The sequence below is a fragment of the Kitasatospora sp. NPDC004615 genome (genome assembly GCF_042873545.1).
Lineage (GTDB): Bacteria > Actinomycetota > Actinomycetes > Streptomycetales > Streptomycetaceae > Kitasatospora.
Genome location: NZ_JBIALQ010000008.1, coordinates 319,169 through 345,554 on the forward strand (window position 1 = coordinate 319,169; position 26,386 = coordinate 345,554).

General features: G+C 72.1%; 20 protein-coding genes and 1 tRNA gene. 12 read left to right on the forward strand and 9 right to left on the reverse strand.

Annotated features, from left to right (window positions below):
* Window positions 1-68: 68 nt before the first annotated feature.
* Complete coding sequence (gene coaE, locus ACFYS8_RS27660) at window positions 69-665, reverse strand: dephospho-CoA kinase (RefSeq protein WP_387645741.1); 597 nt, start codon at window positions 663-665, stop codon at window positions 69-71.
* A 197-nt stretch (window positions 666-862) separates the two neighbouring features.
* Between coaE and ACFYS8_RS27665 the strand changes: the two genes are divergently transcribed.
* A complete protein-coding gene (locus ACFYS8_RS27665; protein ID WP_387645744.1) occupies window positions 863-1,741 on the forward strand; it encodes an alkaline phosphatase family protein in 879 nt (292 codons plus the stop codon).
* 4 nt (window positions 1,742-1,745) lie between these two features.
* On the opposite strand, the gene ACFYS8_RS27670 is transcribed toward ACFYS8_RS27665, so the two are convergent.
* From ACFYS8_RS27670 to rpsA, 3 genes are all read right to left on the reverse strand, one after another.
* Complete coding sequence (locus tag ACFYS8_RS27670) at window positions 1,746-2,390, reverse strand: MBL fold metallo-hydrolase (protein ID WP_387645747.1); 645 nt, start codon at window positions 2,388-2,390, stop codon at window positions 1,746-1,748.
* 101 nt (window positions 2,391-2,491) lie between these two features.
* Window positions 2,492-4,597 (reverse strand): MMPL family transporter, encoded by a 2,106-nt coding sequence (locus tag ACFYS8_RS27675; RefSeq protein ID WP_387645749.1) that lies wholly within the window; start codon window positions 4,595-4,597, stop codon window positions 2,492-2,494.
* A 1,386-nt stretch (window positions 4,598-5,983) separates the two neighbouring features.
* A complete protein-coding gene (gene rpsA, locus ACFYS8_RS27680) occupies window positions 5,984-7,474 on the reverse strand; it encodes a 30S ribosomal protein S1 (protein ID WP_043913368.1) in 1,491 nt (496 codons plus the stop codon).
* Between the two features lie 423 nt (window positions 7,475-7,897).
* Here rpsA and ACFYS8_RS27685 point away from each other — a divergent pair, with 423 nt between their 5' ends.
* Both ACFYS8_RS27685 and hrpB read left to right on the forward strand, forming a co-directional pair.
* Complete coding sequence (locus tag ACFYS8_RS27685; protein ID WP_387645989.1) at window positions 7,898-8,809, forward strand: class I SAM-dependent methyltransferase; 912 nt, start codon at window positions 7,898-7,900, stop codon at window positions 8,807-8,809.
* Between the two features lie 2 nt (window positions 8,810-8,811).
* The gene (gene hrpB / locus ACFYS8_RS27690) at window positions 8,812-11,355 is read left to right on the forward strand and encodes an ATP-dependent helicase HrpB (protein ID WP_387645753.1); all 2,544 of its coding nucleotides are present in this window, start codon (window positions 8,812-8,814) and stop codon (window positions 11,353-11,355) included.
* Here hrpB and ACFYS8_RS27695 read toward each other — a convergent pair whose 3' ends face one another.
* The 3 genes from ACFYS8_RS27695 to polA are packed head-to-tail and all read right to left on the reverse strand — an operon-like array spanning window position 11,356 to window position 15,500.
* Window positions 11,356-11,949: a GNAT family N-acetyltransferase gene (locus ACFYS8_RS27695; protein ID WP_387645756.1), complete on the reverse strand. Its 594-nt coding sequence runs from the start codon at window positions 11,947-11,949 to the stop codon at window positions 11,356-11,358.
* Window positions 11,950-12,007: 58 nt separating this feature from the next.
* Window positions 12,008-12,778 carry a GNAT family N-acetyltransferase gene (locus ACFYS8_RS27700; RefSeq protein ID WP_387645758.1) on the reverse strand — a complete coding sequence of 257 codons (771 nt, stop codon included), beginning with the start codon at window positions 12,776-12,778 and terminating at the stop codon, window positions 12,008-12,010.
* A gap of 40 nt (window positions 12,779-12,818) precedes the next feature.
* Window positions 12,819-15,500: a DNA polymerase I gene (gene polA, locus ACFYS8_RS27705; protein ID WP_387645991.1), complete on the reverse strand. Its 2,682-nt coding sequence runs from the start codon at window positions 15,498-15,500 to the stop codon at window positions 12,819-12,821.
* Window positions 15,501-15,702: 202 nt separating this feature from the next.
* Between polA and ACFYS8_RS27710 the strand changes: the two genes are divergently transcribed.
* The 7 genes from ACFYS8_RS27710 to ACFYS8_RS27740 all read left to right on the forward strand — a co-directional run bounded on the left by ACFYS8_RS27710 (window position 15,703) and on the right by ACFYS8_RS27740 (window position 22,940).
* Complete coding sequence (locus ACFYS8_RS27710; RefSeq protein ID WP_073813597.1) at window positions 15,703-16,155, forward strand: PaaI family thioesterase; 453 nt, start codon at window positions 15,703-15,705, stop codon at window positions 16,153-16,155.
* 86 nt (window positions 16,156-16,241) lie between these two features.
* Window positions 16,242-16,907, forward strand: coding sequence for a Tat pathway signal sequence domain protein (locus tag ACFYS8_RS27715; RefSeq protein ID WP_387645761.1), 666 nt, complete (start codon window positions 16,242-16,244; stop codon window positions 16,905-16,907).
* Between the two features lie 289 nt (window positions 16,908-17,196).
* Complete coding sequence (locus ACFYS8_RS27720; RefSeq protein WP_387645762.1) at window positions 17,197-18,429, forward strand: ABC transporter substrate-binding protein; 1,233 nt, start codon at window positions 17,197-17,199, stop codon at window positions 18,427-18,429.
* 86 nt (window positions 18,430-18,515) lie between these two features.
* Window positions 18,516-19,445 carry a branched-chain amino acid ABC transporter permease gene (locus tag ACFYS8_RS27725; protein ID WP_387645765.1) on the forward strand — a complete coding sequence of 310 codons (930 nt, stop codon included), beginning with the start codon at window positions 18,516-18,518 and terminating at the stop codon, window positions 19,443-19,445.
* Between the two features lie 5 nt (window positions 19,446-19,450).
* Complete coding sequence (locus tag ACFYS8_RS27730; protein WP_387645766.1) at window positions 19,451-21,397, forward strand: branched-chain amino acid ABC transporter permease; 1,947 nt, start codon at window positions 19,451-19,453, stop codon at window positions 21,395-21,397.
* Between the two features lie 5 nt (window positions 21,398-21,402).
* Entirely contained in the window at window positions 21,403-22,227 is an 825-nt protein-coding gene (locus ACFYS8_RS27735; RefSeq protein WP_387645993.1) for an ABC transporter ATP-binding protein, read from the forward strand.
* On the forward strand, window positions 22,224-22,940 hold the full coding sequence (locus tag ACFYS8_RS27740) for an ABC transporter ATP-binding protein (protein ID WP_387645769.1): 717 nt from the start codon (window positions 22,224-22,226) through the stop codon (window positions 22,938-22,940). The genes ACFYS8_RS27735 and ACFYS8_RS27740 overlap by 4 nt, the downstream gene beginning before the upstream one ends.
* Before the next feature lie 65 nt (window positions 22,941-23,005).
* On the opposite strand, the gene ACFYS8_RS27745 is transcribed toward ACFYS8_RS27740, so the two are convergent.
* Window positions 23,006-23,659 (reverse strand): ANTAR domain-containing response regulator, encoded by a 654-nt coding sequence (locus ACFYS8_RS27745; RefSeq protein ID WP_387645771.1) that lies wholly within the window; start codon window positions 23,657-23,659, stop codon window positions 23,006-23,008.
* A 98-nt stretch (window positions 23,660-23,757) separates the two neighbouring features.
* On the opposite strand from ACFYS8_RS27745, the gene ACFYS8_RS27750 reads away from it, so the two are divergent.
* Window positions 23,758-23,831: transfer RNA gene (locus ACFYS8_RS27750), tRNA-Leu, on the forward strand.
* Between the two features lie 114 nt (window positions 23,832-23,945).
* Here ACFYS8_RS27750 and ACFYS8_RS27755 read toward each other — a convergent pair.
* A complete protein-coding gene (locus tag ACFYS8_RS27755) occupies window positions 23,946-25,280 on the reverse strand; it encodes a LuxR C-terminal-related transcriptional regulator (RefSeq protein ID WP_387645774.1) in 1,335 nt (444 codons plus the stop codon).
* Window positions 25,281-25,429: 149 nt separating this feature from the next.
* Between ACFYS8_RS27755 and ACFYS8_RS27760 the strand changes: the two genes are divergently transcribed.
* Window positions 25,430-26,356: an NADP-dependent oxidoreductase gene (locus ACFYS8_RS27760; protein WP_387645777.1), complete on the forward strand. Its 927-nt coding sequence runs from the start codon at window positions 25,430-25,432 to the stop codon at window positions 26,354-26,356.
* Window positions 26,357-26,386: the final 30 nt, after the last annotated feature.

Below are 26,386 nucleotides of genomic sequence, written 5' to 3' on the forward strand. Positions count from 1 at the left end.
GCCGCCCTCCTCGTCCCAGCATCGGGCCGGGGCCGCCCGCCCGCCCGCCATGGGCCCAAAAGCCCAGGTCAGGCGCTACGCTGCTCCAGTTGCCGCCACAGTTCGCGGACGCGGGTGGTGAGGCCGTCGAGGTCGCCGCTGTTGTCGAGGACGAGGTCGGCGACGGCGAGCCGGTCCTCGCGGGTGGCCTGGGCGGCCATCCGGGCGCGGGCCTCGTCCTCGGGCATGCCGCGCAGGGCGGTGAGGCGGCGCAGGCGTTCGGCGTCGGGGACGTCGATGACCACGACCAGGTCGTACAGCGGGGCGAGGCCGTTCTCGGCGAGCAGCGGCACGTCGTGCACGACGATCGCGTCCGGCCCGGCGGCGGCCTCCAGTTCGGCGGAGCGGGCCCGCACCAGCGGGTGCACGATGGCGTTCAGCGCGGCCAGCCGGGCGGGGTCGGCGAAGACGATCCGGCCGAGCGCGGGGCGGTCGAGCGAGCCGTCGGGCAGCAGCACCCCGGGGCCGAACTCGGCGGCCACGGCGGCCAGTCCGGGTGTTCCGGGGGCGACCACCTCGCGGGCGATCACGTCCGAGTCGACGATCACCGCGCCCAGCGCGGCCAGTTGGCGGGAGACCTCGCTCTTGCCCGCGCCGATGCCGCCCGTCAGTCCGATCCTCAGCATGCCGTCAGGTTACCGGCCCGTACGAGGGCGCCGGTTGCAGCCCCGGCAGAACGAACGCCGAGCGAAATCCGCGGGAACTCTCCGACCGCCTCCCCAAGGGGCGTCCGGGAAAAGTTGTCCATACAGCTCCGCTGGCCCGATCCGGCCGCTAGGGTTCCGAACACCCGCACCACCCTCGAACGATCGGAGCACCACCCGTGTCCAGCAACTGGCCCGCCGGCCCGCGCCGGGTCCTGGTCGTCGGCATCGACGGCGTCCGTCTCGACCTGCTGCCCGAGCTGCACACCCCGCACCTGGACGCGGTCGCCGCCGCCGGCTTCCTCGGCACCGTCGAGGTGGACGACGCCACCCCGACCATGTCCGGACCGTGCTGGGCGACCATCGCCACCGGCGTCGGCGTCGCCAAGCACGGCGTGCTCGGCAACCACTTCGGCGGCCACCGGCTCGACGTGTTCCCGGACTTCACCACCCGCCTGGCCAAGCAGCACCGCCGCCGCACCTTCGCGGTCGGCGGCTGGGAGCCGCTGTTCCTGGCCCGCGACGGCGGCCCGCTGTTCAACGCGCCCGGCCGGCTCTCGTACATCGCGCCGCTGGAGGACACCCCGGAGGCGTGGGAGGTCTGCGACGAGCGGGTCACCGCCGAGGCCGAGTACGTGCTGGCCCGCTCCGACGACGACCCGCAGGCGTCCTTCGTCTACCTCGGCGCGGTCGACGAGACGGCGCATTTCCGCGGCTGCGGTGAGGACTACCGCCGCTCGATCGAGGCCGCCGACGTCCGCCTCGGCCGCCTGCTGGCCGCCCTGCGCGAGCGCTCCACGTACGCCGCCGAGGAGTGGACGGTGATCGTGGTCACCGACCACGGCCACGTGGACGCGGGCGGCCACGGCGGCCGCAGCGAACTGGAGCGCACCGCGTGGATCGCCGCGTTCGGCCCCGGCATCACCCCGGGCGCGCCGGTCGGCCCGCTGCACCACACCGACGTCGCGGCGCACGTGTACGCGGCACTGGAGATCGTCCCCGACTCGCACTGGACGCTCGACGGCCGCCCGTTCACGGCCGCCGCGCCCGTGCACTGACCGGTCAGGCCAGCTCGACCGACTCGCCGACGTCGAGGGTCCGGTACACCACGCCGCCGGTGCCGGGCCCCTGCGGGCCGAGCAGCCGCCCGTGGACGGCCCGCCCGGCCTGGCTGAGCGTCTCCTCGTGGATCGCCACCGCCTGCCGGGGCCGGGCGTCGCGCAGGTAGTCGACCAGCTCACCGACCCGCAGCCACGGCGCGCCGAGCGGCAGCAGCAGGGTGTCGACCGTGTCCGGCGGGACGGTCAGCGCGTCGCCCGGGTGGAACACCCGGCCGCCGAGCAGGAAGCCGATGTTCGGGATCCGCTCGATGTCCGGGTGGATCTCCGCGTGCCACTCGCCGTGCACCGTCACCGGTAGCCCGTCCAGCTCGAACGCGTCGCCTTCGCCGACCACCGTCACGTGCATCCCGATGCCCTCGAGCTGCCGGGCCACCGAGCGGTTGCTGTACACCCGCAGCCCCGGGTTGGCCTCGACGGCGGCCCGGACCTGCGGCTCGGTGAAGTGGTCGGCGTGCTCGTGGGTGATCAGCAGTGCGCTCACGTCCCGCACCGCCTCGGGGCCGGTGAACATGCCGGGATCGATCAGCACCGCCCCTTCCGCGTGGTCGATCCGGACGCAGGCATGGCCGAACTTCGTCAGTCGCATACCGCCAGATTAGGGCGCACCCACCAGTGCGGGCTGCTCGGCGGTGCGCGGCAGCCTAGGACGCAGGCACCAGCGCGGGCTGCTCGGCGGTGCGCGGCAGCCTAGGACGCAGGCACCAGTGCGGGCTGCTCGGCGGTGCGCGGTGCGGGCAGCGCTGCCGGGCGCAGCGGCGGCAGTTCGACGTGCTCGCTGAGGCCGATGATCCGGTGCAGGCGGCGCAGCGGGGCGGGCGCCCACCAGTTGAGCCGGCCGAACAGCGACATGGTCGCGGGCACCAGCAGGGTGCGCACCAGGGTGGCGTCCACGGCGACGGCGACGGCGAGCGCGATGCCCATCTGCTTGACCATCAGCATCTGTCCGGCGGCGAATCCGGCGAACACGATCACCATCAGCAGCCCGGCCGAGGTGATGATCCGACCACTTCGCTGGAGTCCCAGCTCCACCGACCGCAGACAGCCGTGGCCCTGGTCGTGCAGCTCCTTGATCCGGGACAGCAGGAACACCTCGTAGTCCATCGACAGCCCGAACGCGAAGGCGAACACCAGCACCGGAATCATCGTCTCCAGGCCGCCGGTCGGAGTGAACCCGAGCAGCCCGCTGAAGTACCCGTGCTGGAACACCAGCGTCAGCGCCCCGAGCGAGGCGCCCAGCGACAGCACGTTCATCAGCAGCGCCTTGACCGGCAGCACCACCGACCCGGTCATCATGAACAGCAGCACCAGCGTCCCGGCCGCGACCAGGCCCACCGCCCACGGCCCGCGCGAGCCGATCTCGTGCTGAAAGTCCACCAGCGACGCCGCGTCCCCCGTCACGTACGTCTCCAGGCCGCCCCGGTGCTCGCGCAGCTCACCGACCACCCGCTTGGCCTCCGCGCCCTGCGGGTCGCCCTTCACCAGCACGTCCACGGTCTGCACCCCGTCCGAGACGGGGGTGACGGCCCGCACCCCCGACACGCCCGGCAGCGCCGCCACCACGGTGTCCGCGTAGTGCTGCGCCTGCTGCGGCGTGCCCTCGACGACCACCTGCACAGGGGCCGGGGCCTGCGCCGGGAAACGTTCCTGCACGGCCTCGGCGACCTGCCGGGACGCGAAACTCTTCGGCAGAACGTCGGCGCCCGAGTTCCGGAAGTGCGAACCCAGGAACGGCGCCCCCGCCGCGAGCAGCAGCGCCACGCACGCCAGCATCACCGGCACCGCCCGCCGCTGCACCCGGCGCACCGTCCGGGAGAAGAACCCCTCGTCCGGGACGGGCGCGCTCGGCGCCTTGATCCGCCGCCCCATGAAACCCAGCAGCGCCGGAATCAGCGTCAGCGCCGCCGCCACCGCGATCACCACCACGCTCACCCCCGCCGCCGCGACCGCCCGGAACACCGGACTGGTGAACACGAACAAGCCGCTCAGCGCCACCGCCACCGTCAGCCCCGAGAACGCCACCGTCCGGCCGGCCGTCGCCGACGTCCGCTCCACCGCCTGCGCGATCGTCGCGCCCAGGCCGCGCTCCTCTCGGAAACGGCTCACCATCAGCAACGCGTAGTCGATCGAAAGACCCAGCCCCAGCACCGTCGCGATCGGCAGCACGCTGGTGTCGATCTCCATGATCCGGCTGAACCCGAACATCGCCAGCAGCGCCCCGCCCACCGAAGCCACCGCCCCGATCCCCGGCAACCCCGCCGCGGCCAGCCCGCCGAACACCAGCACCATCACGATCAGGGTGAGCGGCAGCGTCACGATCTCCCCGAACCGGGTGTCCTTCGCGGTCTGGTCCTTCACCTCCTGCTGCAGCACCAGATCGCCGCCCACCACGGTGTGCGCCCCGTCCGCGGTGATCCGCTCCAGCCGGTCGGTCACGGCGCCGATCTGCTTGGCGCTCGCTCCGTCCGCCATCCGTACGTTCACCAGCGACGCCCGGCCGTCGTCAGCCGTCAACTGCCCCTGCGTCGAATACGTGTCCGCCACCGAGAGCACCCCCGGGAGCTTCGCCACCTCCGCACTCGCCTGCTGGACGGCACCCTTGACGCCTTCGCCACCCACCTGCGGCCCGCCCACCACCGCCGTCACGGTGCCCTGCACCGGATCCGCCGCCTGCACGACCGCAACCCCACGAGCCGACTCCGACCCGCCACTCCCCGTCCCCGCCACCGACCCCTCGAACACCCGCCCGCCGATCAGCACCCCCGCCACCAGCACCAGCGCCCACACCCCCAACACCCAACGCCGGTGCCGGAAACACACTCGCCCAAGCCCCGCCAACCGGCCGGATACCTGGGAAACCTCGACCTCTGCTGCGGTGGAGCGAGAGCTGCGCATGCGGGGAGCCTTTCGGACAAGTCACCTCAATGTATGCGTGACTTCCCGAACGTCCTATAGCCGGATGATGAGCCGCATCTCACAATTCCCTTCACATAAACGCCACTTAAGCTCCCCCACTCCCACCCACCCGCCCAAGCACCCACCAGCGGAGGACACACTGCGCGAGGCAGGCCGGGACGGGAGCGCTGGGCGGCAGGGGAACGCTGCGCGCGGCAAACCCTGGTGAAACGGGGACGCTGCGCGGCAGGCCACGGCGCGACCGCAGCGGGCCGGGACGGGACGGGGGCGCTGCGCGAAGCTGGCCGGGGCCGGTCGGGAGCGCGGGGAGCCAGCACTGCCCGAGCGACCGGGCGGGGCCGCGCAGCCGGGCACACCCACCCACCCGCGGAGGGACACGCTGCGCGAGGCAGGCCGGGACGGGAGCGCTGGGCGGCAGGGGAACGCTGCGCGCGGCAGGCCCTGGTGGAACGGGGACGCTGCGCGGCAGGCCCTGGTGGAACGGGGACGCTGCGCGGCAGGCCACGGCGCGACCGCAGCGGGCCGGGACGGGACGGGGGCGCTGCGTGAAGCTGGCCGGGGCCGGTCGGGAGCGCGGGGAGCCGGCACTGCCCAAGCGACCGGGCGGGGGCGCGCAGCCAGGCACACCCACCCACCCGCCCGAGCACCCACCAGCGGAGCACGCCGCGCGAGGCAGGCCAGGACGGGAGCGCTGGGCGGCAGGGGAACGCTGCGCGCGGCAAACCCTGCTGGAACGGGGACGCTGCGCGGCAGGCCGTGGCGGGACCGCAGCGGGCCGGGACGGGAGCGTCGCGCGAGGCAGGCCGGGGCCGGTCGGGAGGGTGGGGGCCGGCGCTGCGCGAGCAACCGGGCACCCGGGCGACCGGTACAGCCACCGGCCACCCACCCGCCCGAGCACCCACCAGCGGAGGACACGCCGCGCGAGGCAGGCCGGGACGGGGGCATGCGCGCACCGGGCCCCGGCACCGTGCACCGCGCCGCGATCCGCCCTCCCCCCGCGCGCAGCGCACCCTTCGCTGGCGGGCGCCCGGGCGGGCGGGCGGGCACAGCCGCGCGCAGCGCATCGGCACCGTGCACCGCGCCGCGATCCGCCCTCCCCCGCGCGCAGCGCACCCTTCGCTGGCGGGTGCCCGGGCGGGTGGGCGGGCACAGCCGGGCGCAGCGCATCACCCTCCGCCGGCGGGTGGGCGCAAAAGCAGGAACCCCCCACCCAGGACAAGCCTGGACAGGGGGTTCCTGTTGCGTCAGCTACTCAGCGAGAGCGATTCAGCTCTGGCCGCCGGCCAGCTTCTCGCGCAGAGCGGCCAGGGCCTCGTCGGACGCCAGCGCGCCCGAGCCCTCGTCGCTGCTGGAGGAGTACGAGCCGCCACCGGAAACCGGGGCCTCCTCGCCGGCCTCGGCGGCGGCAGCCGCGTCGGCCTCGCGGGACTTGATGACCTGGGCCTGGTGCTGCTCGAAGCGGGCCTGGGCCTCGGCGTACTGCCGCTCCCACTCCTCGCGCTGCTTCTCGAAGCCGGGCAGCCAGTCGTTCGCCTCGGGGTCGAAGCCCTCCGGGTAGATGTAGTTGCCCTGGTCGTCGTACGAGGCAGCCATGCCGTACAGGGTCGGGTCGAACTCGACCGACGCCGGGTCGGCACCGAGGGACTCGTTGGCCTGCTTCAGCGAGAGGCTGATGCGACGACGCTCGAGGTCGATGTCGATGACCTTGACGAAGATCTCGTCGCCGACCTGGACGACCTGCTCCGGGATCTCGACGTGGCGCTCGGCCAGCTCGGAGATGTGGACCAGGCCCTCGATGCCCTCGTCCACGCGGACGAACGCACCGAACGGAACCAGCTTGGTGACCTTACCCGGCACGACCTGGGAGATCTGGTGCGTGCGGGCGAACTGCTGCCACGGGTCCTCCTGGGTCGCCTTCAGCGACAGGGAGACACGCTCGCGGTCCATGTCAACGTCGAGAACCTCGACGGTGACCTCCTGGCCGACCTCGACAACCTCGTTCGGGTGGTCGATGTGCTTCCAGGACAGCTCGGAGACGTGAACCAGACCGTCGACGCCGCCGAGGTCCACGAATGCACCGAAGTTGACGATCGAGGAAACGACGCCGGAGCGGACCTGGCCCTTCTGCAGGGTGGTGAGGAACGTCTGGCGAACCTCGCTCTGGGTCTGCTCGAGCCAGGCACGGCGGGACAGGACCACGTTGTTGCGGTTCTTGTCCAGCTCGATGATCTTCGCCTCGAGCTCCTTGCCCACGTAGGGCTGGAGGTCGCGGACGCGACGCATCTCGACCAGCGAGGCCGGGAGGAAGCCGCGGAGGCCGATGTCGAGGATGAGACCACCCTTGACGACCTCGATGACGGTACCGGTGACGATGCCGTCCTCTTCCTTGATCTTCTCGATCGTGCCCCAGGCGCGCTCGTACTGCGCACGCTTCTTGGACAGGATCAGGCGACCCTCCTTGTCCTCCTTCTGGAGAACCAGGGCCTCGATGTTGTCGCCAACCGCGACAACCTCGTGGGGGTCGACGTCGTGCTTGATCGAGAGCTCGCGGGACGGGATGACACCCTCGGTCTTGTAACCGATGTCGAGGAGCACCTCGTCACGGTCGACCTTCACGATGACGCCCTCAACGATGTCGCCGTCGTTGAAGTACTTGATGGTCTCGTCGATGGCGGCGAGGAAGGCCTCGGCGTCGCCGATGTCGTTGACCGCAACCTGCGGGGTGGTGCTGACAGAGGTGTCGGTGGGGCTCGTCATTAGGAAAAGGGCTCCGGTACGGACATGAAGTCGTAGTAATGCCACGCGGAGGGCCCTGATCGCTCCCACCGAAAGCCGTACAGGCCAGAAAACGGCCACCGAAACGATTCCTGCGATCGGAATCCCGATGTCCGTCTGACGACCGTTGGGGTCTTCGACAGATGCGAGCGCGACCTGCTCCGTCCGAGGCGCGCAGGCCCGCAGCGCAACTTGTAGCATACGGGGACACCCGGACACGGTCAATGCCGAAGTCGGCGAGACCGGTAGAGGCCGGGACGGATCAGGCCATATCCTCCGAAGGCGCACCTCGCGGCGGCTCGAACACCGGCCCTACCCCGGATGCCACAGCCCGACCCGGCCCAGCAAAGGACCGGCTCCGCGGCAGTGGCGCTTCCGCGATCCATAGCCTACGTGACGGATTCCATGAACCACTCCACCACCCCCGGTCCCATCGAGCCCAGCGACTACGACCCTGCCGGGTACGACGTCCCGAGCGCCTACCACGTCGAGCCCGATCAGGAGGACGACGGCGACGAGGCGCTGCGCCGGGAGGTAGGTGAGGTGGAGTCGAGCCGGGCGAGTCGGCACTGGTGGGACCGGAACGCGGACGACTACCAGGACGAGCATGGGGAGTTCCTGGGGGACGACCGGTTCACCTGGTGTCCGGAGGGGGTGGACGAGGCCGAGGTGCGGCTGCTCGGTGAGCCGGCCGCGCTGAAGGGTGCGGACATCCTGGAGATCGGTTCGGGGGCCGCGCAGTGTTCGCGCTGGCTGGCGGCGCAGGGGGCCCGGCCGGTGGCGCTGGACATCTCGTACCGGCAGTTGCAGCACTCACGGCGGATCGACCTGGGCCGCGGTCTGGAGCCGGTCGCGGTGGTGCAGGCGGACGGCGCGGCGCTGCCGTTCGCGGACGGCTCGTTCGACCACGCGTGTTCGGCGTACGGCGCGGTGCCGTTCAGCGCGGACACCGAGCGGCTGATGCGCGAGGTGCACCGGGTGCTACGGCCGGGCGGGCGGTGGGTGTTCTCGGTGACGCACCCGATCCGCTGGGCGTTCCCGGACGAACCCGGGGAGGAGGGCCTGACGGCGTCGTCCTCGTACTTCGACCGGACGCCGTACGTGGAGCAGGACGAACAGGGTGTGGCGACGTACGTCGAGCACCACCGGACGCTGGGCGACCGGGTGCGGGAGCTGGTGGGGGCCGGGTTCGTGCTGCTCGACCTGATCGAGCCGGAGTGGCCGGAGGAGCTGGAGCAGGAGTGGGGCGGCTGGAGCCCGCTGCGCGGTCAGCACATCCCCGGGACGGCGATCTTCGTCGCCCGCCGGAACGGCTGACGGTGCGCACCGGGGGGCTCGAACTGCCGGTCCGCACCGCGCTGCCCCCGCTGGCCGAGGCGCTGGAGGAGTACGGCGCGGCGGTGCTGTCCGCGCCGCCGGGCACCGGCAAGACCACCCTGGTGCCGCTCGCGCTGGCGGGGCTGCTGGACGCTTTCCCGGGCCCGCCGCGCCGGGTGCTGGTCGCGGAGCCGCGCCGCCTGGCGGTGCGGGCCGCGGCACGGCGGATGGCCTGGCTGCTGGGCGAGCCGCTAGGCGATGGGGGTACCTCCCAGCCCCCCCGGGGCTGGGGGAAAATCGGCGGCCGGGTCGGGTTCACGGTGCGCGGCGAGCGCCGGGTCGGCCCGGACACCCGGGTCGAGGTGGTCACCACCGGCGTCCTGCTGCAGCGGCTGCAGCGCGACCCGGAGCTGCCGGGCGTGGACGTGGTGGTGCTCGACGAGTGCCACGAGCGGCACCTGGACGCGGACACCGCGCTGGCGTTCCTGCTGGACGTCCGGGCGGCGCTCCGCCCGGAGCTGCGGCTGCTGCTGGCCTCGGCCACCGCCGACACCGACGCCTGGGCCGAACTGCTGGACGGCGCGCCGGTGGTGGCCGCCGAGGGTGTCTCGCACCCGGTGGAGACGGTGTGGGCGCCGCCGCCCGGCACCGTCCGCCCGCCGCACGGGACGAAGGTCGATCCGGCGCTGCTCGCGCACGTCGCGGCGACGGTCCGCCGGGCGCTCGCCGAGCGCGACGGGGACGTGCTGTGCTTCCTGCCGGGCGTGGGCGAAATCGCCCGGGTGGCGGGGCAGTTGGACGGCGTCGAGGTGCTGCAGCTGCACGGGCAGGCGCCGCAGGCGGTGCAGGACGCGGCGCTGGCGGCCGGTCAGCGGCGGCGGGTGGTGCTGGCCACCTCGGTCGCCGAGTCCTCGCTGACGGTGCCGGGCGTGCGGGTGGTGGTCGACTCCGGGCTGACCCGTGAGCCGCGCACCGACCACGCCCGCGGCCTGTCCGGGCTGGTCACCGTCCGCACCTCGCTGGCCGCCGCCCGGCAGCGGGCCGGCCGGGCCGGGCGCGAGGCCCCCGGCACGGTGTACCGGTGCTGGGCGGAGGTGGAGGACGCCCGCGCCGCGCGCTTCCCGACGCCGGAGATCGCGCTCGCCGACCTGACCTCGTTCGCCCTGCAGGCCGCCTGCTGGGGCGACCCGGACGCCACCGGCCTCACCCTCCCCGATCCGCCGCCCGCCGGGGCGATGGCCGCCGCCCGCACCACCCTGCGCGCGCTGGACGCGGTGGACGCCGACGGCCGCCCCACCGACCGCGGCCGGGCGATCGCCCGCACCGGCCTGCACCCCCGGCTGGCCCGCGCGCTGCTCGACGGCGCCGCCGCCGTCGGCCCGCGGCGCGCCGCCGAGCTGGTCGCACTGCTGTCCGAGGAACCGCCGCGCGCCCTCGGCGACGACCTGGCCCACATCTGGCGCACCGTCAAGCAGAGCAACGACCCGTACGCACGCCGGTGGAAGGACGAGACCCGGCGGCTGGAACAGCAGGTCGACGGGCCGTCGGGCGGGCTCCCCGACGCCGCGGCCGTCGGGCTGGTGGTCGGCCTGGCGTACCCGGAACGGATCGCCCGGGCCCGGGAGGGCGGCGAGGGCGCGTACCTGATGGCCTCCGGGACGGCGGCCCAGGTGCAGGCCGGATCGCGGCTGCCGGCCGGCGGGTGGCTGGCGATCGCGGTGGCCGACCGGCCCGCCGGGTCGCCGTCGGCGCGGGTGCTGCGGGCGGTGGCGATCGACGAGGCGACGGCCCGCCGGGCGGGCGGTCCGCTGCTGGACGGGCGGGAGGAGGTCGGCTGGTCGGCCCGGCAGCGGGAGGTGACGGCCCGCCGGGTGGAGACCCTCGGCGCGATCGAACTCGCCGCGGTGCCGCTGACGGCGCCCGACCCGGCGCTGGTGCGCGACGCGCTGCTGGAGGGCCTCGCCCGCGAGGGCGTCTCCGCCCTGCTGAGCTGGCCGCCGGCCGCGGCCGGGCTGCGTGAGCGGCTGGCGTTCCTGCACCGAACCCTCGGCGGGGTGTGGCCGGACGTGAGTGACGCGGCGCTGCTGGTCGCCGCCGAGCAGTGGCTGGAGCCGGAACTGTCCCGGGCCCGGCGACGCGCCGACCTGGAGCGGATCGACACCGCCGCCGCGCTGCAACGCCTGCTGCCGTGGGCGAGCGGCCAGGCCGGCCGGCTGGACGAGCTGGCCCCCGAGCGGATCACCGTGCCCACCGGCAGCCGGATCCGGGTCGACTACTCGGGCGACCGCCCCGTCCTCGCCGTCAAGCTCCAGGAGCTGTTCGGCTGGGACGCCGCCCCCGCCCTCGCCGACGGCCGCGCCCCGCTCACCGTCCACCTGCTCTCCCCCGCGGGCCGGCCGGCCGCCGTCACCGGCGACCTGGCCGCGTTCTGGCGCGAGGGCTACCGCGCCGTCCGCGCCGACCTGCGCGGCCGCTACCCCCGCCACCCCTGGCCGGAGGACCCGACCACCGCCGAACCCACCCGCCGGGCCAACCCACGCAAGTGACTACAGCCAGTCCTCCGCGAGGACGGCCATGTCGATGTCGTCGATCCACTCGTCGCCGTACCGCAGGACCTGCCGGCGGACGCCCTCGACCTTGAACCCGGCCTTCTCGTAGGCCCGTTGGCCGCGCCCGTTGAAGGCGTAGACGCCCAGCGAGACCCGGTTCAGGCCGAGGGCGCGGATGGCGTGGTCGGTGGCCATCCGGACGGCCTCGGTGCCGAAGCCCCGGTCGCGGCCGTCGGGGCCGATGCAGATCCGGAGGTTGCAGGAGCGGTTGGGTTCGCTCCACTCGTTGAGGACGACCTCGCCGACGCCGCGGCCGGTCGACTTGTCGACGATGATCAGGTCGAGGCGGTCGGTCTGCGTGTTGCGGGTGGAGTACCACGCGACGATGCGCTTCTCCATCACCTCGTCCCACTCCGGCGCGACGGGGGTGTACTCGCTCGAGGTGTACTTGAGCACCTCCGGGTCGTTGAGCATGACGCGCAGCCAGGGAAGGTCCTCCTCGGCCCTGACCGGCCGGAGAACGATCCGCTCCCCCTCCAGCGTCGGCTTGTCGGCGAACGTGGCGGCGGGGGCGGGAAGTTGATCAGTCATTCGGCCAGTCTCGGAGGACCGGCCGACCGACCGCAATCGGATTGTTCGGGCGGCCGGATCAGATCGCGTGCCATATCCGATGGTCCGTGTCCTCCGGGAAGTCGTTGGTGAAGGTCACAGCGATCGGACCGTACTGCGTATCGATGCGCCAGTTCTCGAATTGGTCGAGCTCCGTCATGGCGTAACGCCGCAGGTAGTCGCGGAGCCGGGTCCACTCGGCGGCGGTGAGCCTGAGCTCGGGGTCGCCTGTGCGCTCGGGCTCGGGACCGGACGGCAGTTCGTGGCCCCAGTCCTCCGCGAGGGCCGCCATGTCGATGACGTTTGCCCACCGATCGCCGTACCGCACGGCCTTCCGCCGGACGCCCTCGACTCTGAACCCGGCCTGCTGGCAGGCGCTTTGGATGCTGTGGCCGGGGATACGGACGGGGAGCGAGACCCGGCGGAGGCCGAGGACGCGGAAGGCGTGGTCGGTGAGCAGGCGGAGGGCCTCGGTCTCGAAGCCGCGGTCGCGGCCGTCGGGGGCGATGGCGATGCGGAGGGTGCAGGAGTTGTTGGGTTCGTCCCACTGGTCGAGGACGATCTCGCCGACGCCGCGATCGGTGGACCGGTCGACAACGATCAGGTCGAGCCGGTCGGCCTGCCTGTTGCGGCTGCGGTGCCACCACCTGACGGTGCGGCGCTCCGTCGCCCTGGCCCGTTCGGGGGCCTTCGGGTCGTCGAACGTGGTACGGAGCGCGGAAAGGTCCTCCTGCGGCCGGACGGGACGCAGGAGGACCTTCTCGCCCACCAGGGTGGGCCTGTCGGCGAAGGGGGTGCGCGATTCGATCACCGGGCCAGTCTCGGGACCGGCCGGGCCGCGCCGCAAGGGATCAGTGGGCGGCGGCCTCCCAGTTGGCGCCGATGCCGACCGAGACGTCGAGCGGGGCGCGCAGCGGGTAGGCGGCGGCCATCTGTTCGCGGACCAGGGCTTCGACCTGTTCGCGCTCGCCGGGGGCGAGTTCGAGGACGATTTCGTCGTGGACCTGGAGCAGCATGCGGGACTTCAGGTCGGCGGCGCGGAGGGCTTCGTCGACGCGGAGCATGGCGATCTTGACGATGTCGGCGGCAGAGCCCTGGATGGGGGCGTTGAGGGCCATGCGTTCGGCCATCTCACGGCGCTGGCGGTTGTCGCTGGTGAGGTCGGGCAGGTAGCGGCGGCGGCCGAGCAGGGTCTCGGTGTAGCCGACGGCGCGGGCCTCCTCGACGACGTTCTGCAGGTAGTCGCGGACGCCGCCGAAGCGCTCGAAGTAGGTGTCCATCAGGCCCTGGGCCTCGCCGGGCTTGATGCCGAGCTGCTGGGACAGGCCGTACGCGGACAGGCCGTAGGCGAGGCCGTACGACATGGCCTTGATCTTGCGGCGCATCTCGGCGTCGACGGAGTCGGGGCAGACCGCGAAGACCTGGGAGGCGACGGTGGTGTGCAGGTCCTCGCCGGAGGCGAAGGCCTCGATCAGGGCCTCGTCCTCGGACAGGTGCGCCATGATGCGCAGTTCGATCTGCGAGTAGTCGGCGGTGAGCAGCGACTCGTAGCCCTCGCCGACCACGAAGGCGCGGCGGATGGCGCGGCCCTCCTCGGTGCGGACGGGGATGTTCTGCAGGTTCGGGTCCTGGGAGGAGAGCCGGCCGGTGGCGGCGACCATCTGGTTGAAGGTGGTGTGGATGCGGCCCTGCGGCGAGACGGTCTTGAGCAGGCCCTCGACGGTGGTGCGCAGCTTGGCCTGGTCGCGGTGGCGGAGCAGGATGACCGGGAGTTCGTTGTCGGTCTGGGTGGCGAGCCAGGTGAGGGCGTCGGCGTCGGTGGTGTAGCCGGTCTTGATCTTCTTGGTCTTGGGCAGGTTGAGGTCGCCGAACAGGATTTCCTGGAGCTGCTTGGGCGAGCCGAGGTTGAACTCGCGGCCGGCGGCGGCGTGCGCCTCTTCGACGCAGCGCTGGATCTCGGCGGCGAACTGGGCTTCCAGGCCCTGCAGCCAGGCGCGGTCGGCGGCGATGCCGTAGCGCTCCATCCGGGCGAGGAGTTCGGCGATGGGCAGTTCCATGTCGTGGAACAGCTTGTCGGCGCCGACCTCGGCGAGCCGGGTGTCGAAGAGTTCGGCGAGGTCGTGGATGGCGCGGGCCTCGGTCATCAGGGCCTGGGCGCCGGCGGTGGGGTCGGGCTCGTCGGCGTCGAAGCTGAGCTGGCCGGTCTCGGCCTGGGCGGCGGGGGCGAGCGAGCGGGCCAGGTACTCCTCGGCGAGGACGTCGAGGGTGAAGGTGCGGCGGCCGGGCTTCTCCAGGTAGGCGGCGAGCGCGGTGTCGGCGCTGACGCCGGCGAACTGCCAGCCCTGTTCGGCGAAGGCGCGGATGACCTGCTTGGCGATGTGCAGGGCCTTGGGGCGCTCGGGGTCGGCGAGCCAGGCGGTGAACGCCCGGTCGTCGTTCTCGTCGAGCGTGGCGGGGTCGAACCAGGCGGCGGCGGTGCCGGTGGCGAGCGCGACCTGCTTGACCTCGCCTGCGCCGAGGGCCCACGCGTAGTCGGCGGCGAGCGCGGTGCGTTCGCCCTTGCCGGTGTGCTCCTCCAGCCAGGCGGTGAGCGCGCCGGGTTCGGTGAGCAGGTCGCCCTCGACGGCGGGGCCGGTGGGGATCTCGGCGGCGGCGCTCTCGGCGCCGGCCGGGTCGATGCCGTGCACCCGGTCGCGGAAGTTGGGGTTGCGGAACTCCAACGCCTCCATCAGCCGGGCGATTTCCTCCCGGTCGAACGGCGTGCGCTCCAACTGCGGGACGGCGAGCGGGAGTTCGACGTCCCGGACGAGTTCGGTGAGGACCCGGTTGCGCTTGACGGAGTCGAGGTGCTCGCGGAGCTTCTCGCCGATCTTGCCCTTGACCTCGTCGGCCCGGTTGACCAACTCCTCGAAGGAGCCGAACTGGTTGACCCACTTCGCGGCGGTCTTCTCGCCGACGCCGGGGATGCCGGGCAGGTTGTCGGACGGGTCGCCGCGCAGCGCCGCGAGGTCGGGGTACTGGTCGGGGCGCACGCCGTACTTCTCGGCGACCTTCTCGGGGGTGTAGCGCGTCAACTCGGAGACGCCCTTGGTCGGGTAGAGCACGGTGACGTGCTCGTTGACCAGCTGCAGCGAATCCCGGTCGCCGGTGACAATGAGCACCTCGAAGCCCTCGGCCGCGGCGGCGGTGGCCAGGGTGGCGATGATGTCGTCGGCCTCGAAGCCCTCGGCGGTGAGCCGGGGGATCCGCATCGCGTCGAGGAGTTCGCCGATCAGCGGGATCTGGCTGCGGAACTCGTCGGGCGTCTTGGCGCGGTTGGCCTTGTACTCGGGGAACTCGGCGGCGCGGAAGGTCTGCCGGGAGAGGTCGAAGGCGACCGCGAGGTGGGTGGGTGCCTCGTCGCGCACGGTGTTGACCAGCATCGAGGTGAAGCCGTACACCGCGTTGGTGTGCTGGCCGGTGGTGGTGGAGAAGTTCTCCACCGGCAGGGCGAAGAAGGCCCGGTAGGCCATCGAATGCCCGTCCAGCAGCATCAGCCGGGGCCGTTCGGCCGCACTCTTGCCTGCACCCTGTGTCGCCACGTCACGTCCTGTTCCTGCCGGATTGCACTGCCTCCACGATCCTATGGCCCGTGGCCGACATCTCCCGGCGCGGCGCGGAGCACCTCCCTACTGGCGGGTAGACAGTCGTACGATCGACGCGCACAGACGAAGTGAACCCCCGAACAGGAGCACCATGACCGACGCGGCGCCCGTACTGAACGTGCCCCAGGACGTGCTGGACCACTTCGCGAAGCTGGGGGTGAGCCCGGAGACCTTCTCCGGCGGGCACCTGGGCGAGAAGCTGGGCATCACCATCGTCGAGGCCTCCCCGGACCGGGTGGTGGGCACCATGCCGGTGGAGGGCAACCAGCAGCCGTACGGGCTGCTGCACGGCGGCGCCTCGGCCGCGCTCGCGGAGACCCTGGGGTCGATCGGCGCGATGCTGCACGCCGGCCCGGGCCGCTACGCGGTGGGCGTGGACCTGAACGCCACCCACCACCGCTCGGCCACCTCCGGCCTGGTGACGGGCGTGGCGACGGCGGTGTTCAAGGGCCGCACCGCGGCGACCTACGAGATCGCGGTGACGGACGACACCGGCCGCCGGATCACCAGCTGCCGACTGACCTGCATGCTGCGCGACCTGTAACCCGTAGATCCCCAACTCCCTACGCGCCCCCGGTGTTTGGCCACTCCCCGGCAGGGGAAATCTCGGCTGGACGAGGGGGCGCCGTCATGTCCGCAGAGAGCGAAAGACCGGGCGAACCAGGAGGGTTCCTCGGCCCGGTGGAGCCGGGCGAGGGCACCTGGACGCAGTTCCGGAGGAACGCCGACCAGCCGCCACGCCTGCTGAGTCTGCGTCAGAAGTCGCTGGTGGTCGGCCTGTTGCTGGCGCTGGCGCTCGCCCTGACCGTCCGTCACGCGCTGGACCGCTCGGCGGCGGCCGGCCCGGCGCCGTCGGAGCTCGCACTGCCGTTCCCTTCGCAGGCCACCCGGTTCGAATACGGCGGCCCGCTGCCGTCCTGGCAGGACTCGTTCGCGCTGTCGCTGACAGTGCACAACACCAGCGCGGGCCCGGTGGACGTGCTGGCGGTTAGCCAGGGCTACCGCGGGCTGTCGGTGGCGGTGGCGGGCTGGCTGCCGCAGACGGTGCCGCCCGGGCAGACGGTCTCGCTGCGGGTCGGCCTGCGGGTGACGGACTGCTCGGCCGCCCCGGCGGACGCCGGAATGCCCTTCCTCGACGTCACGCTGCGTAACACGCGCGCCATCGAGACCCAGAGCGAGATCCTGGGCGACTCGTACGCCCGCGACCTGTCCACCGCCCTGCACGCCACCTGCGACAGTCCCGATAATCGGACGCCGACGACCAGCCCGACCGACCCGGACAAACCTGTTCGATAAGCGGAGTTCCCAAGCCTGAACAGGGAGTTGAGAACCCTCACCGTTCACTCCTCGGAGTGGGGCCCGGAATCGAGGGCTCCACCTGGGATTTTTCGACCGCGCACAGAGATCAACTTCCGGCGTGGTCATAACAAGAGAATCACAGCCTCTCTCGCCCCTCTGCCCGAGCCGCCGCGCCCGGTCTAGAGTCACGCCCAGTCACCGTCTGTCCGATTTTCGGGCTCGGTCGACGCGTTCCGGCACCGCCAGCCCTGTGCGCGTGTCTTCCGTCCAGAAGGAGACCCCCGTCGTGCGAAAGAGCTCACTTCTTGTCGTGACCATTGCAGTTACCGGAGCGCTCACCCTCTCGGCCTGTGGCTCGCGCGGTGACAAGTCCACGGAGGGCGGGAAGGCCGGCGGCACCACCAAGGTGGTCATCGGTGTGGACGCCCCGATCAGCGGCAAGCTGTCCGCGCTGGGCCTCGGCATCAGGAACTCGGCCGAACTCGCCACCAAGAAGGCCAACAAGGACAACCTGGTCCCCGGCGTCACCTTCTCCATCGAGGCCAAGGACGACCAGGCCAACCCGACCTCCGGCAAGCAGAACGCCACCGCCCTGGTCGACATGAAGGACGTCATCGGCGTGGTCGGCCCGCTGAACTCCAGCGTCTCGCAGACCATGCAGAAGGTCTTCAACGACGCCAAGCTGACCCAGGTCTCCCCGGCCAACACCAGCCCCGAGCTGTCGCTCGGCCCGGACTGGGGCAGCAGCAAGTTCACCCGCCCGTACGCCTCGTACTTCCGCACCGCCACCACCGACGTGGTGCAGGGCAAGTACGCCGCCCAGTACCTGTTCACCGAGGCGAAGAAGACCAAGGTCTACGTCATCGACGACAAGAAGACCTACGGCGCGGGCCTGGCGGCCATCTTCCAGGAGGAGTTCAAGAAGCTCGGCGGCACCGTGGCCGGCACCGACCACATCAACCCGGACGACAAGGACTTCTCCGCGGTCGCCACCAAGGTCGCCGCCTCCGGCGCCGACTCGGTGTACTACGGCGGCGAGTACCCGGAGGCCGGCCCGCTCTCCGACCAGATCAAGAAGGCCGGCGCGAAGATCCCGCTGATGGGCGGCGACGGTATCTTCGACGCCGAGTTCATCAAGCTCTCCAACAACAACAGCGACGGCGACCTGGCCACCTCGGTCGGTGCCCCGGTGGAGGAGCTGCCCTCCGCCAAGGCCTTCATCTCCGACTACTCGGCCGCCGGCTACAAGGACGCGTACTCCGCGTACGGCGGCTACTCGTACGACGCCGCGTGGTCGCTCATCGAGGCCGTCAAGGCCGCGGTCGAGCACAACGGCGGCAAGGTGCCCAGCGACCTGCGCACCAAGGTGCTGGCCGAGATGGCCAAGGTGAACTTCTCCGGCGTCACCGGCCAGGTCTCCTTCGACCAGTACGGCGACACCACGAACAAGCAGCTCACCGTCTACAGCGTCAAGGGCGGGGAGTGGAAGGCGGTCAAGAGCGGTACCTACACCGGCTGATTCCGCACCGCACCAGCCGATGTCCGGCGGGGGGCGCCACAAGTGCCCCCCGCCTCCTCATACCCCCCTATCCACGGAGGCCCGCGGTGCACGAACTGCCGCAAAACCTGGCCAACGGACTGATGCTCGGCCTGATGTACGGCCTGATCGCCATCGGGTACACGATGGTCTACGGCATCGTCCAACTCATCAACTTCGCCCACGGCGAGATCTTCATGATCGGCGGCTTCGGGGCACTGACCGCCTACGCCGCACTGCCGCACGGCACTTCGCTCTGGCTGGCGCTGCCGGTCATGATCCTGGGCGGCGTGATCGCCTCCGTGCTCACCGCCACCGCGGCCGAGCGGTTCGCCTACCGGCCGCTGCGGACCGCGCCCCGGCTGGCCCCGCTGATCACCGCGATCGGCCTGTCCATCGCGCTGCAGCAGGTGGTCTGGGCGTTCTACCCGGGAGCCAAGAAGGCCATCTCCTTCCCGCAGTTCGAGGGCGCCAACGTCAGCCTCGGCCTGTTCCACCTGCAGCGCAACGACCTGTTCCTGCTGGCCGCGGCGCCGCTGTGCATGCTGATCCTGGCCTCGTTCGTGCGCTTCACCCGCACCGGCCGGGCCATGCAGGCCACCGCGCAGGACCCGGACACCGCGAAGCTGATGGGCATCAACACCGACCGGATCATCGTGATCGCCTTCGCACTGGGCGCGGCCTTCGCCGCGGTCGCGGCCGTGGCGCACGGTCTGCGGTACGGCCAGGTCGACTTCATGATGGGCTTCCTGGCCGGTCTGAAGGCCTTCACCGCCGCCGTGCTGGGCGGCATCGGCAACATCTACGGCGCGATGCTCGGCGGGCTGGTCCTCGGCGTCGCCGAATCGCTGGCCACCGCGTACATCCAGAACGTCCCCGGCATGCACCAGCTCGGCGGCGGCGCCTGGGCCAACGTGTGGGCGTTCGTCCTGCTGATCGTCGTGCTGCTGGTCAGGCCACAGGGCCTGCTCGGCGAGCGCGTCGCGGATCGGGCGTGAACACCATGAAAGCAACTTCCCACGAGACCAAGCCCGTTCTGCCGCTGCCCGGCACCGCGGCACTCGCCGCTGCGGCGGCCGGCGGGGTACTGGCCGCCGCGTCGGCGGCGATGTCCTGGACCTGGACCGACCGGTTCCCCGGCGACCTCACCTACTACGGCTCCCCGGCCGGCCTGCAGTGGCTGGCCCTGGCCGGCGGCCTGCTGACCGCGCTGCTGGCGCTCGCCGCCCGCGGGCTGAAGGGCCTGCGCTGGCTGAGCCCGTCCGGCAGCCACAACGGCGTGCTGTTCGCCGCCCTCGGCACCCTCGCGGTGTGCTGGTACTCGGTGATCGCGATCGCCGTCGAGCTGGACGGCCTGGTCAACCTCGACCCGGGCGGCTGGGTCGCCGCGGTCGGCTCGCTGCTCGCCGTGGTCGGCGCGCTCGGCCTGCCGCTGGACCGCCGCCGCACCGTCAAGCAGGCCCCCGTCGCCTGGTGGTGGTACCTGGTCGCGGGTGTCGCGCTGGTGCTGCGGGTCGGCTTCGGCCAGGGCTGGGCGGTGAACGCCGTTCCGCCCGGGATCCGGCCGATCTTCAGCGAGAACCTGTGGTTCTTCGTCGCGGTGCCGGTCGTGATCCTCGGCTTCCGGCTCTGGCAGCTGCTGGACGCCTGGCTGCGGATCGGCCGGATCGAGCGCCCGCTGCCCGCCGCCCGCGCGCTGCCGTCCTGGGCGGAGATCCTGGTGATCACCGCGGTGTTCGCGCTCGGCCTGGGCGTGGTCGAGTTCGGCATCTCCACCGAGTACGGCGAGCTGTTCATCGGCTTCCTGCTGCTCGCGGTCTTCGCCACCGCCGCCCTGCTGGCCAGCGGCGCGGTCGGCCGGCTGAGCGAACTGACCACCCGGCACCGCGCGGTGACCACCGGCGCGGCGTTCGCCGCCGCGGGCGCGTTCCCGTTCACCCAGAGCAGCGAGACGTACGTGCTGATCGGGGCGAACATCCTGATCTTCGCCACGGTGGCGCTCGGCCTGAACGTGGTGGTCGGCCTGGCCGGTCTGCTGGACCTCGGCTACGTGGCCTTCCTCGGCGTCGGCGCCTACGCGGCCGCGCTGGTCTCCGGTTCGCCGTACTCGGTGTTCCGCGGCCTGCACCTGCCGTTCCCGCTCGCGGTGCTGATCGGCGCGCTGGCCGCGCTGGTGTTCGGCGTGGTGATCGGCGCCCCGACGCTGCGGCTGCGCGGCGACTACCTGGCGATCGTCACGCTCGGCTTCGGTGAGATCTTCCGGATCGCCATGAACAACCTGGACGGCCGCTCCGGCCCGAGCCTGACCAACGGCCCGAACGGCGTCGCGGCGATCCCCGACGTCAACCTGTTCGGCTTCGACTTCGGTCAGCCGCACGACTTCGGCTTCGTCCAGCTCGGCAAGTTCGGCAACTACCTGCTGCTGATGCTGGTGGTCACCGCGATCGTCGTGGTGGTGTTCGGCCGGGTCGCCAACTCCCGGATCGGCCGCGCCTGGGTGGCGATCCGCGAGGACGAGACGGCGGCCGAGGCGATGGGCATCAACGGCTTCCGGGTGAAGCTGATCGCCTTCGCGCTGGGCGCCACCCTGGCCGGTCTGGCCGGCGCGGTGCAGGCGCACGTGGCGGGCGCGGTCTCCCCCGACCAGTACCAGTTCGCCGGGCCGGTCCCGCCGAACTCGGCGTTCCTGCTGGCCGCGGTGATCCTCGGCGGCATGGGCACCATCAGCGGTCCGCTGGTCGGCGCGGCGCTGCTGTTCCTGATCCCGGCGAAGCTCCAGTTCCTGCAGTCCTACCAGCTGCTGGCGTTCGGCGTCGCGCTGATCCTGCTGATGCGCTTCCGCCCCGAGGGGCTGATCGCCAACCGCCGGCAGAAGTTGGAGTTCCACGAGGCCGAGCTGCCCGCGCAGGGCGGCCCGACCGACGACGCACTCTCGAAGGCAGGGGCGTGAGCACCATGACCACCGACACCGCGCCCGCCGCGCCGCTCGCCGAACCCGTGCTGACCGCCAGCAACGTGGTGATGCGCTTCGGCGGCCTGACCGCCGTCAACCAGGTCAACCTGACGGTCCGCCAGGGCGAGATCGTCGGCCTGATCGGCCCGAACGGCGCCGGCAAGACCACCTTCTTCAACTGCCTGACCGGGCTGTACGTCCCGACCGCGGGCACCGTCATGTACAAGGGCAAGGTGCTGCCGCCCAAGCCGCACCTGGTCACCCAGGCGGGCATCGCCCGGACCTTCCAGAACATCCGGCTGTTCTCCAACATGACGGTGCTGGAGAACGTCCTGGTGGGCCGGCACACCCGCACCAAGGAGGGCCTGTTCTCGGCGATCGTCCGCGGCCCCGGCTACCGGCGGGCCGAGGCCGAGAGCCGCGAACGGGCCATGGAACTGCTGGAGTTCTGCGGCCTGGCCGCGAAGTCCGAGCACCTGGCCCGCAACCTGCCCTACGGCGAGCAGCGCAAGCTGGAGATCGCCCGGGCGCTGGCCTCCGAGCCCGGGCTGCTGCTGCTGGACGAGCCGACCGCGGGCATGAACCCGCAGGAGACCCGGGCCGCCGAGGAGCTGGTGTTCGCGATCCGGGACCTCGGCATCGCGATCCTGGTGATCGAGCACGACATGAAGTTCATCTTCAACCTGTGCGACCGCACGGCGGTGCTGGTGCAGGGCCAGAAGATCGTCGAGGGCGACCGGGAGACCGTCCAGAACGACGAGCGGGTCGTCACCGCCTACCTGGGTGCCCCGCTCGAAGACACCACCGCAACGGAGGCCGACCAGTGACCGCTCTGCTGGAGGTCGAGGACCTTCGCGTCGCCTACGGCAAGATCGAGGCCGTCAAGGGCATCAGCTTCACCGTCGAAAAGGGCGAGGTCACCACCCTGATCGGCACCAACGGCGCCGGCAAGACCACCACCCTGCGCACCCTGTCCGGCCTGCTCCGGCCGACCGCGGGCAGGATCACCTTCCAGGGCGAGCCGATCGACACCGTGCCCGCGCACAGGATCGTCGCCCTGGGCCTGGCCCACTCCCCCGAGGGCCGGCACATCTTCCCCCGGATGACCATCGAGGAGAACCTGCTGCTCGGCGCGTTCCTGCGCCGCGACCAGGCGGGCATCACGGAGGACGTGGAACGGGCCTGCACGCTGTTCCCGATCCTCGCCGAACGACGGAAGCAGGCCGCCGGCACGCTCTCCGGCGGCGAGCAGCAGATGCTGGCGATGGGCCGGGCGCTGATGTCCCGTCCGAAGCTGCTGATGCTGGACGAGCCGTCGATGGGCCTGTCGCCGCTGATGATGCAGAAGATCATGGCGACCATCATCGAGCTGCGCGCCACCGGCACCACCATCCTGCTGGTGGAGCAGAACGCGCAGGCCGCGCTGTCGCTCTCGGACCGCGCGTACGTGATGACCACCGGCGAGATCACCCTCTCCGGCACGGGCGCGGAACTGCTCCGCGACGACACGGTGCGCCGCTCGTACCTGGGCGAGGACTGACCCTCCGTCAGCAAGGTGCCCGCCGTCGGACCTCCGACGGCGGGCACCTCGGCGTTCGGGTGGGCTCAGCCCTCGGTGGCCTCGGCCTGCTTGCGGTCCTGGGCGGCGCCCTCCTCGATCACGGCCTCGGCGACGGCGGCCATGGTCATCCGGCGGTCCATCGAGGTCTTCTGGATCCAGCGGAACGCGGCGGGCTCGTTCAGTCCGAACTTGGTCTGCAGCACGCTCTTCGCCCGGTCGACCAGCTTGCGGGTCTCCAGGCGCTGCGAGAGGTCCGCGATCTCCTGCTCCAGGGTGCGCATCTCGGTGTAGCGCGAGACCGCCATCTCGATCGCCGGCACCAGGTCGCTCTTGCTGAACGGCTTCACGATGTACGCCATCGCGCCGGCGTCGCGCGCCCGGTCGACCAGTTCGCGCTGCGAGAAGGCGGTGAGCATCAGCACCGGGGCCAGGTGCTGCTCGTGGATCCGCTCGGCGGCGGACAGACCGTCCAGCACCGGCATCTTGACGTCCAGGATGGCCAGGTCGGGCCTGAGCTCCTCGACCAGCCGGAGCGCCGTCGCACCGTCACCAGCCTCACCGACGACGGTGTAGCCCTCCTCCTCCAGCATCTCCTTGAGGTCGAGGCGGATCAGCGCCTCGTCCTCGGCGATGACGATTCGGGTGATCTGGGGCAAGTCGGTGTCAAGCGGCTGGGCCTGCTCGTCGGCGGTGCTCACGGGGCTCCTCGGTCCGGCGGGGTGCTGCATGCACGAGCCTACCCAGACACGGTATGTTTGGTTCACCACGGTGGGGGGTTTGACCTTCTAACCGTTGGGCCCCGATAGCCCAATCGGCAGAGGCAACGGTCTCAAACACCGTCCGGTGTGGGTTCGAATCCCACTCGGGGCACTTTCTCTTCGATTCCAAGGTCACCGGCCTTGGAGTGTGCGCCGCCGCGGTGATCATCACCACGGCGGCGTCGCTGTTTTTGCGGACCGACCGTCTCACCCAGCGAGATAGCCCCTAGGACGCCAGGTGCAGTCCGCCGGGCAGGCCGGCCCGGTGGGCGAGGGCGGCGGCCTCGCCGCGGGAGGTGACCGCGAGTTTGGCCAGGATGTTGGCGACGTGGAACTTCACCGTGGACTCGCTGATGTGCAGCGCGGCGGCGATGTCCCGGTTGCGACGGCCCCGGGCGAGCTGGTCGAGGACTTCCAACTCGCGGGCCTGAAGGCCGTCCAGCGGGCCGCCGGCCGCGGCGGGTTCGGGCAGCGCGAGCGGCAGGTCCACGGTGACGGTGGCGCCCCAGCCGGGGACGGCCTCGACGGTGCTGCGGCCGCCCAGCGCGGCGATCCGCTCCGCGGTGCGGTGCACGCCCAGCGCGTCGGCCGCCAGCACGCCGAGGCCGTCGCCGCGCACCACCGCGCGCAGGGCTGTGCCGTGCCCTGCGAGGGCGTCAGTGAACTGCCAACTGACGTGCAGCCGCGCGGGCTTCTCCTGGTCGAGCATCACCAGCACGGCGGCCCGGACGGCGTCCCGCGCGGTGTGCGCCAGGTCGGCGGGGACGGAGCGGGCGGCGTCGGCCGGAGGTGCGACGTCGAGGCGGATCCGGGTGTGACGCAGCAGCGGGCGCAGTTCGCGGGCCAGCCGGGCGAACGCGGCGTCCGCGGGTTCCTCGCTGAGGGTGCGGTCCAGGTCGGCGGAGCGGCGCACGTCGAGCAGGGCGGTGACGGCGAGTTCGGTGGCGGCGCGGCGGGCGGCGGCGTCGTCCAGGTCGGCGGAGCGCAGCGGGGCGAGGATGGCGGTGAGCGCGGCGCTGTGGGCGCCGGTGGATTTGGCGATGGCCCAGGCGCGGGCGTTGGCGGAGACCCGGGAGACGGCGGCCTGGGCGGGGGCGGCGTCGGTGGCGCGGTGTTCGGAGTGGGCGACGAGCAGGTCCCACAGTGGTTGCAGGATCTCCAGCGCGTCCGTCGCGAGCGGCCGGTCGTTCGGCCGGACCAGCACCAGGACGGCGCCCTTGCCGGCGCCCGGCGTGGTGGTGACCACCACCAACGGCCGCTCGGCCCCGGCGAGTTGGGCCTTCCCCTGCCAGGGGCGGCCGGGCCCGGCCTCGGTCAGGGCGCGCTCGCCGAGCCGGGAGATCACCAGGCTGCCGAAGGCGTCGGCGAACTCCGGCGGCCCGACGGTGTTCGCCGGCGAGTACGCGCAGACGCCGCTGAGCTGGGCGGCCGCGACGTGCGGGACCAGCGGTTCGAGCACCTCGGACAGCCGCGCCAGCAGGCCGGGGCGGGGTTCGCGCAGCACCTCGACGACGCGGGCCAGCGCGTCCTGCGGGCGGGCCCAGGGGGCGGTCTCGTCCATACCCGTCAGCCTAGTTCGGGCGCCGCGTGACGGCCCTGGCTTTTCGGCCAGGTCGAACTGGCCGAAAGGCTGGCCGGGCAGTGCTTGCCGCGGGACCAGGATGGAACTCGTCGGAGCAACCAACTCCCCTCGATTCCAAGGACATTGCCATGACCAAGGCCATTGCTTTCGCACAGTACGGCGACCCGGACGTGCTGCGCCCGATCGACCTCGACCTGCCCGTGCCGGGTCCGCGCCAGGTGCGGGTCGCGATCCGTGCGGTGGGCGTCAACCCGCTGGACCACAAGCTGCGCAGCGGCATGCTGGACGGTTTCTTCCCGATCTCCTTCCCGTGGGTGCCGGGCCACGAGGTGGCGGGCGTGGTGGAGGCCGTCGGCGCGGAGGTGACCGAGTTCGCCGTCGGGGACGAGGTGTTCGGTTCGGTGCACGGTGGCGGTTACGCCGAACACGCCCTGGTGGACGCCGAGTTGCTGGCCCGCAAGCCGGCCTCGCTGAGCTGGGCGGAGGCGGCGGCGCTGCCGGTGGCGGCGGAGACCTCCGAGCGGATCCTCGGCGTGCTGGGTGTGCGGCCGGGCGAGACGCTGCTGGTGCACGGCGCGGCCGGCGGTGTCGGCACGCTGCTGCTGCAGTTCGCCCGGGCCCGCGGCATCACCGTGGTGGGCACCGCGAGCGAGGCCAACCACGAGTACCTGCGGTCGCTGGGCGCGATCCCGGTGGCGTACGGCGAGGGTCTGGCCGAGCGGGTGCGGGCGGCGGCCCCGGGCGGGGTGGACCGGGCGCTGGACGCGTCCGGGAAGGCCGACGAGGTGCCGGTGTCGATCGAACTGACCGGCAGCGCGGACCGGGTGCTGACCATCACCTCGCCGATGGCCGGGCAGCAGCACGGCGTCCGTTTCACCGGCGGCGACGAGGTCGAGCAGTACCACCCGCGGGCGTTCGCGGCCGCGCTGGCGCTGCACGGGGCGGGCACCCTGGTGCTGCCGATCCACCGGGTGCTGCCGCTCGCGGACGCGGCCGAGGCGCACCGGATCAGCGAGCACGGCCACCTGCGCGGCAAGATCGTCCTGACGGTCTGACACGAAGGGCCGCCCTCCGGGGGGCGGCCC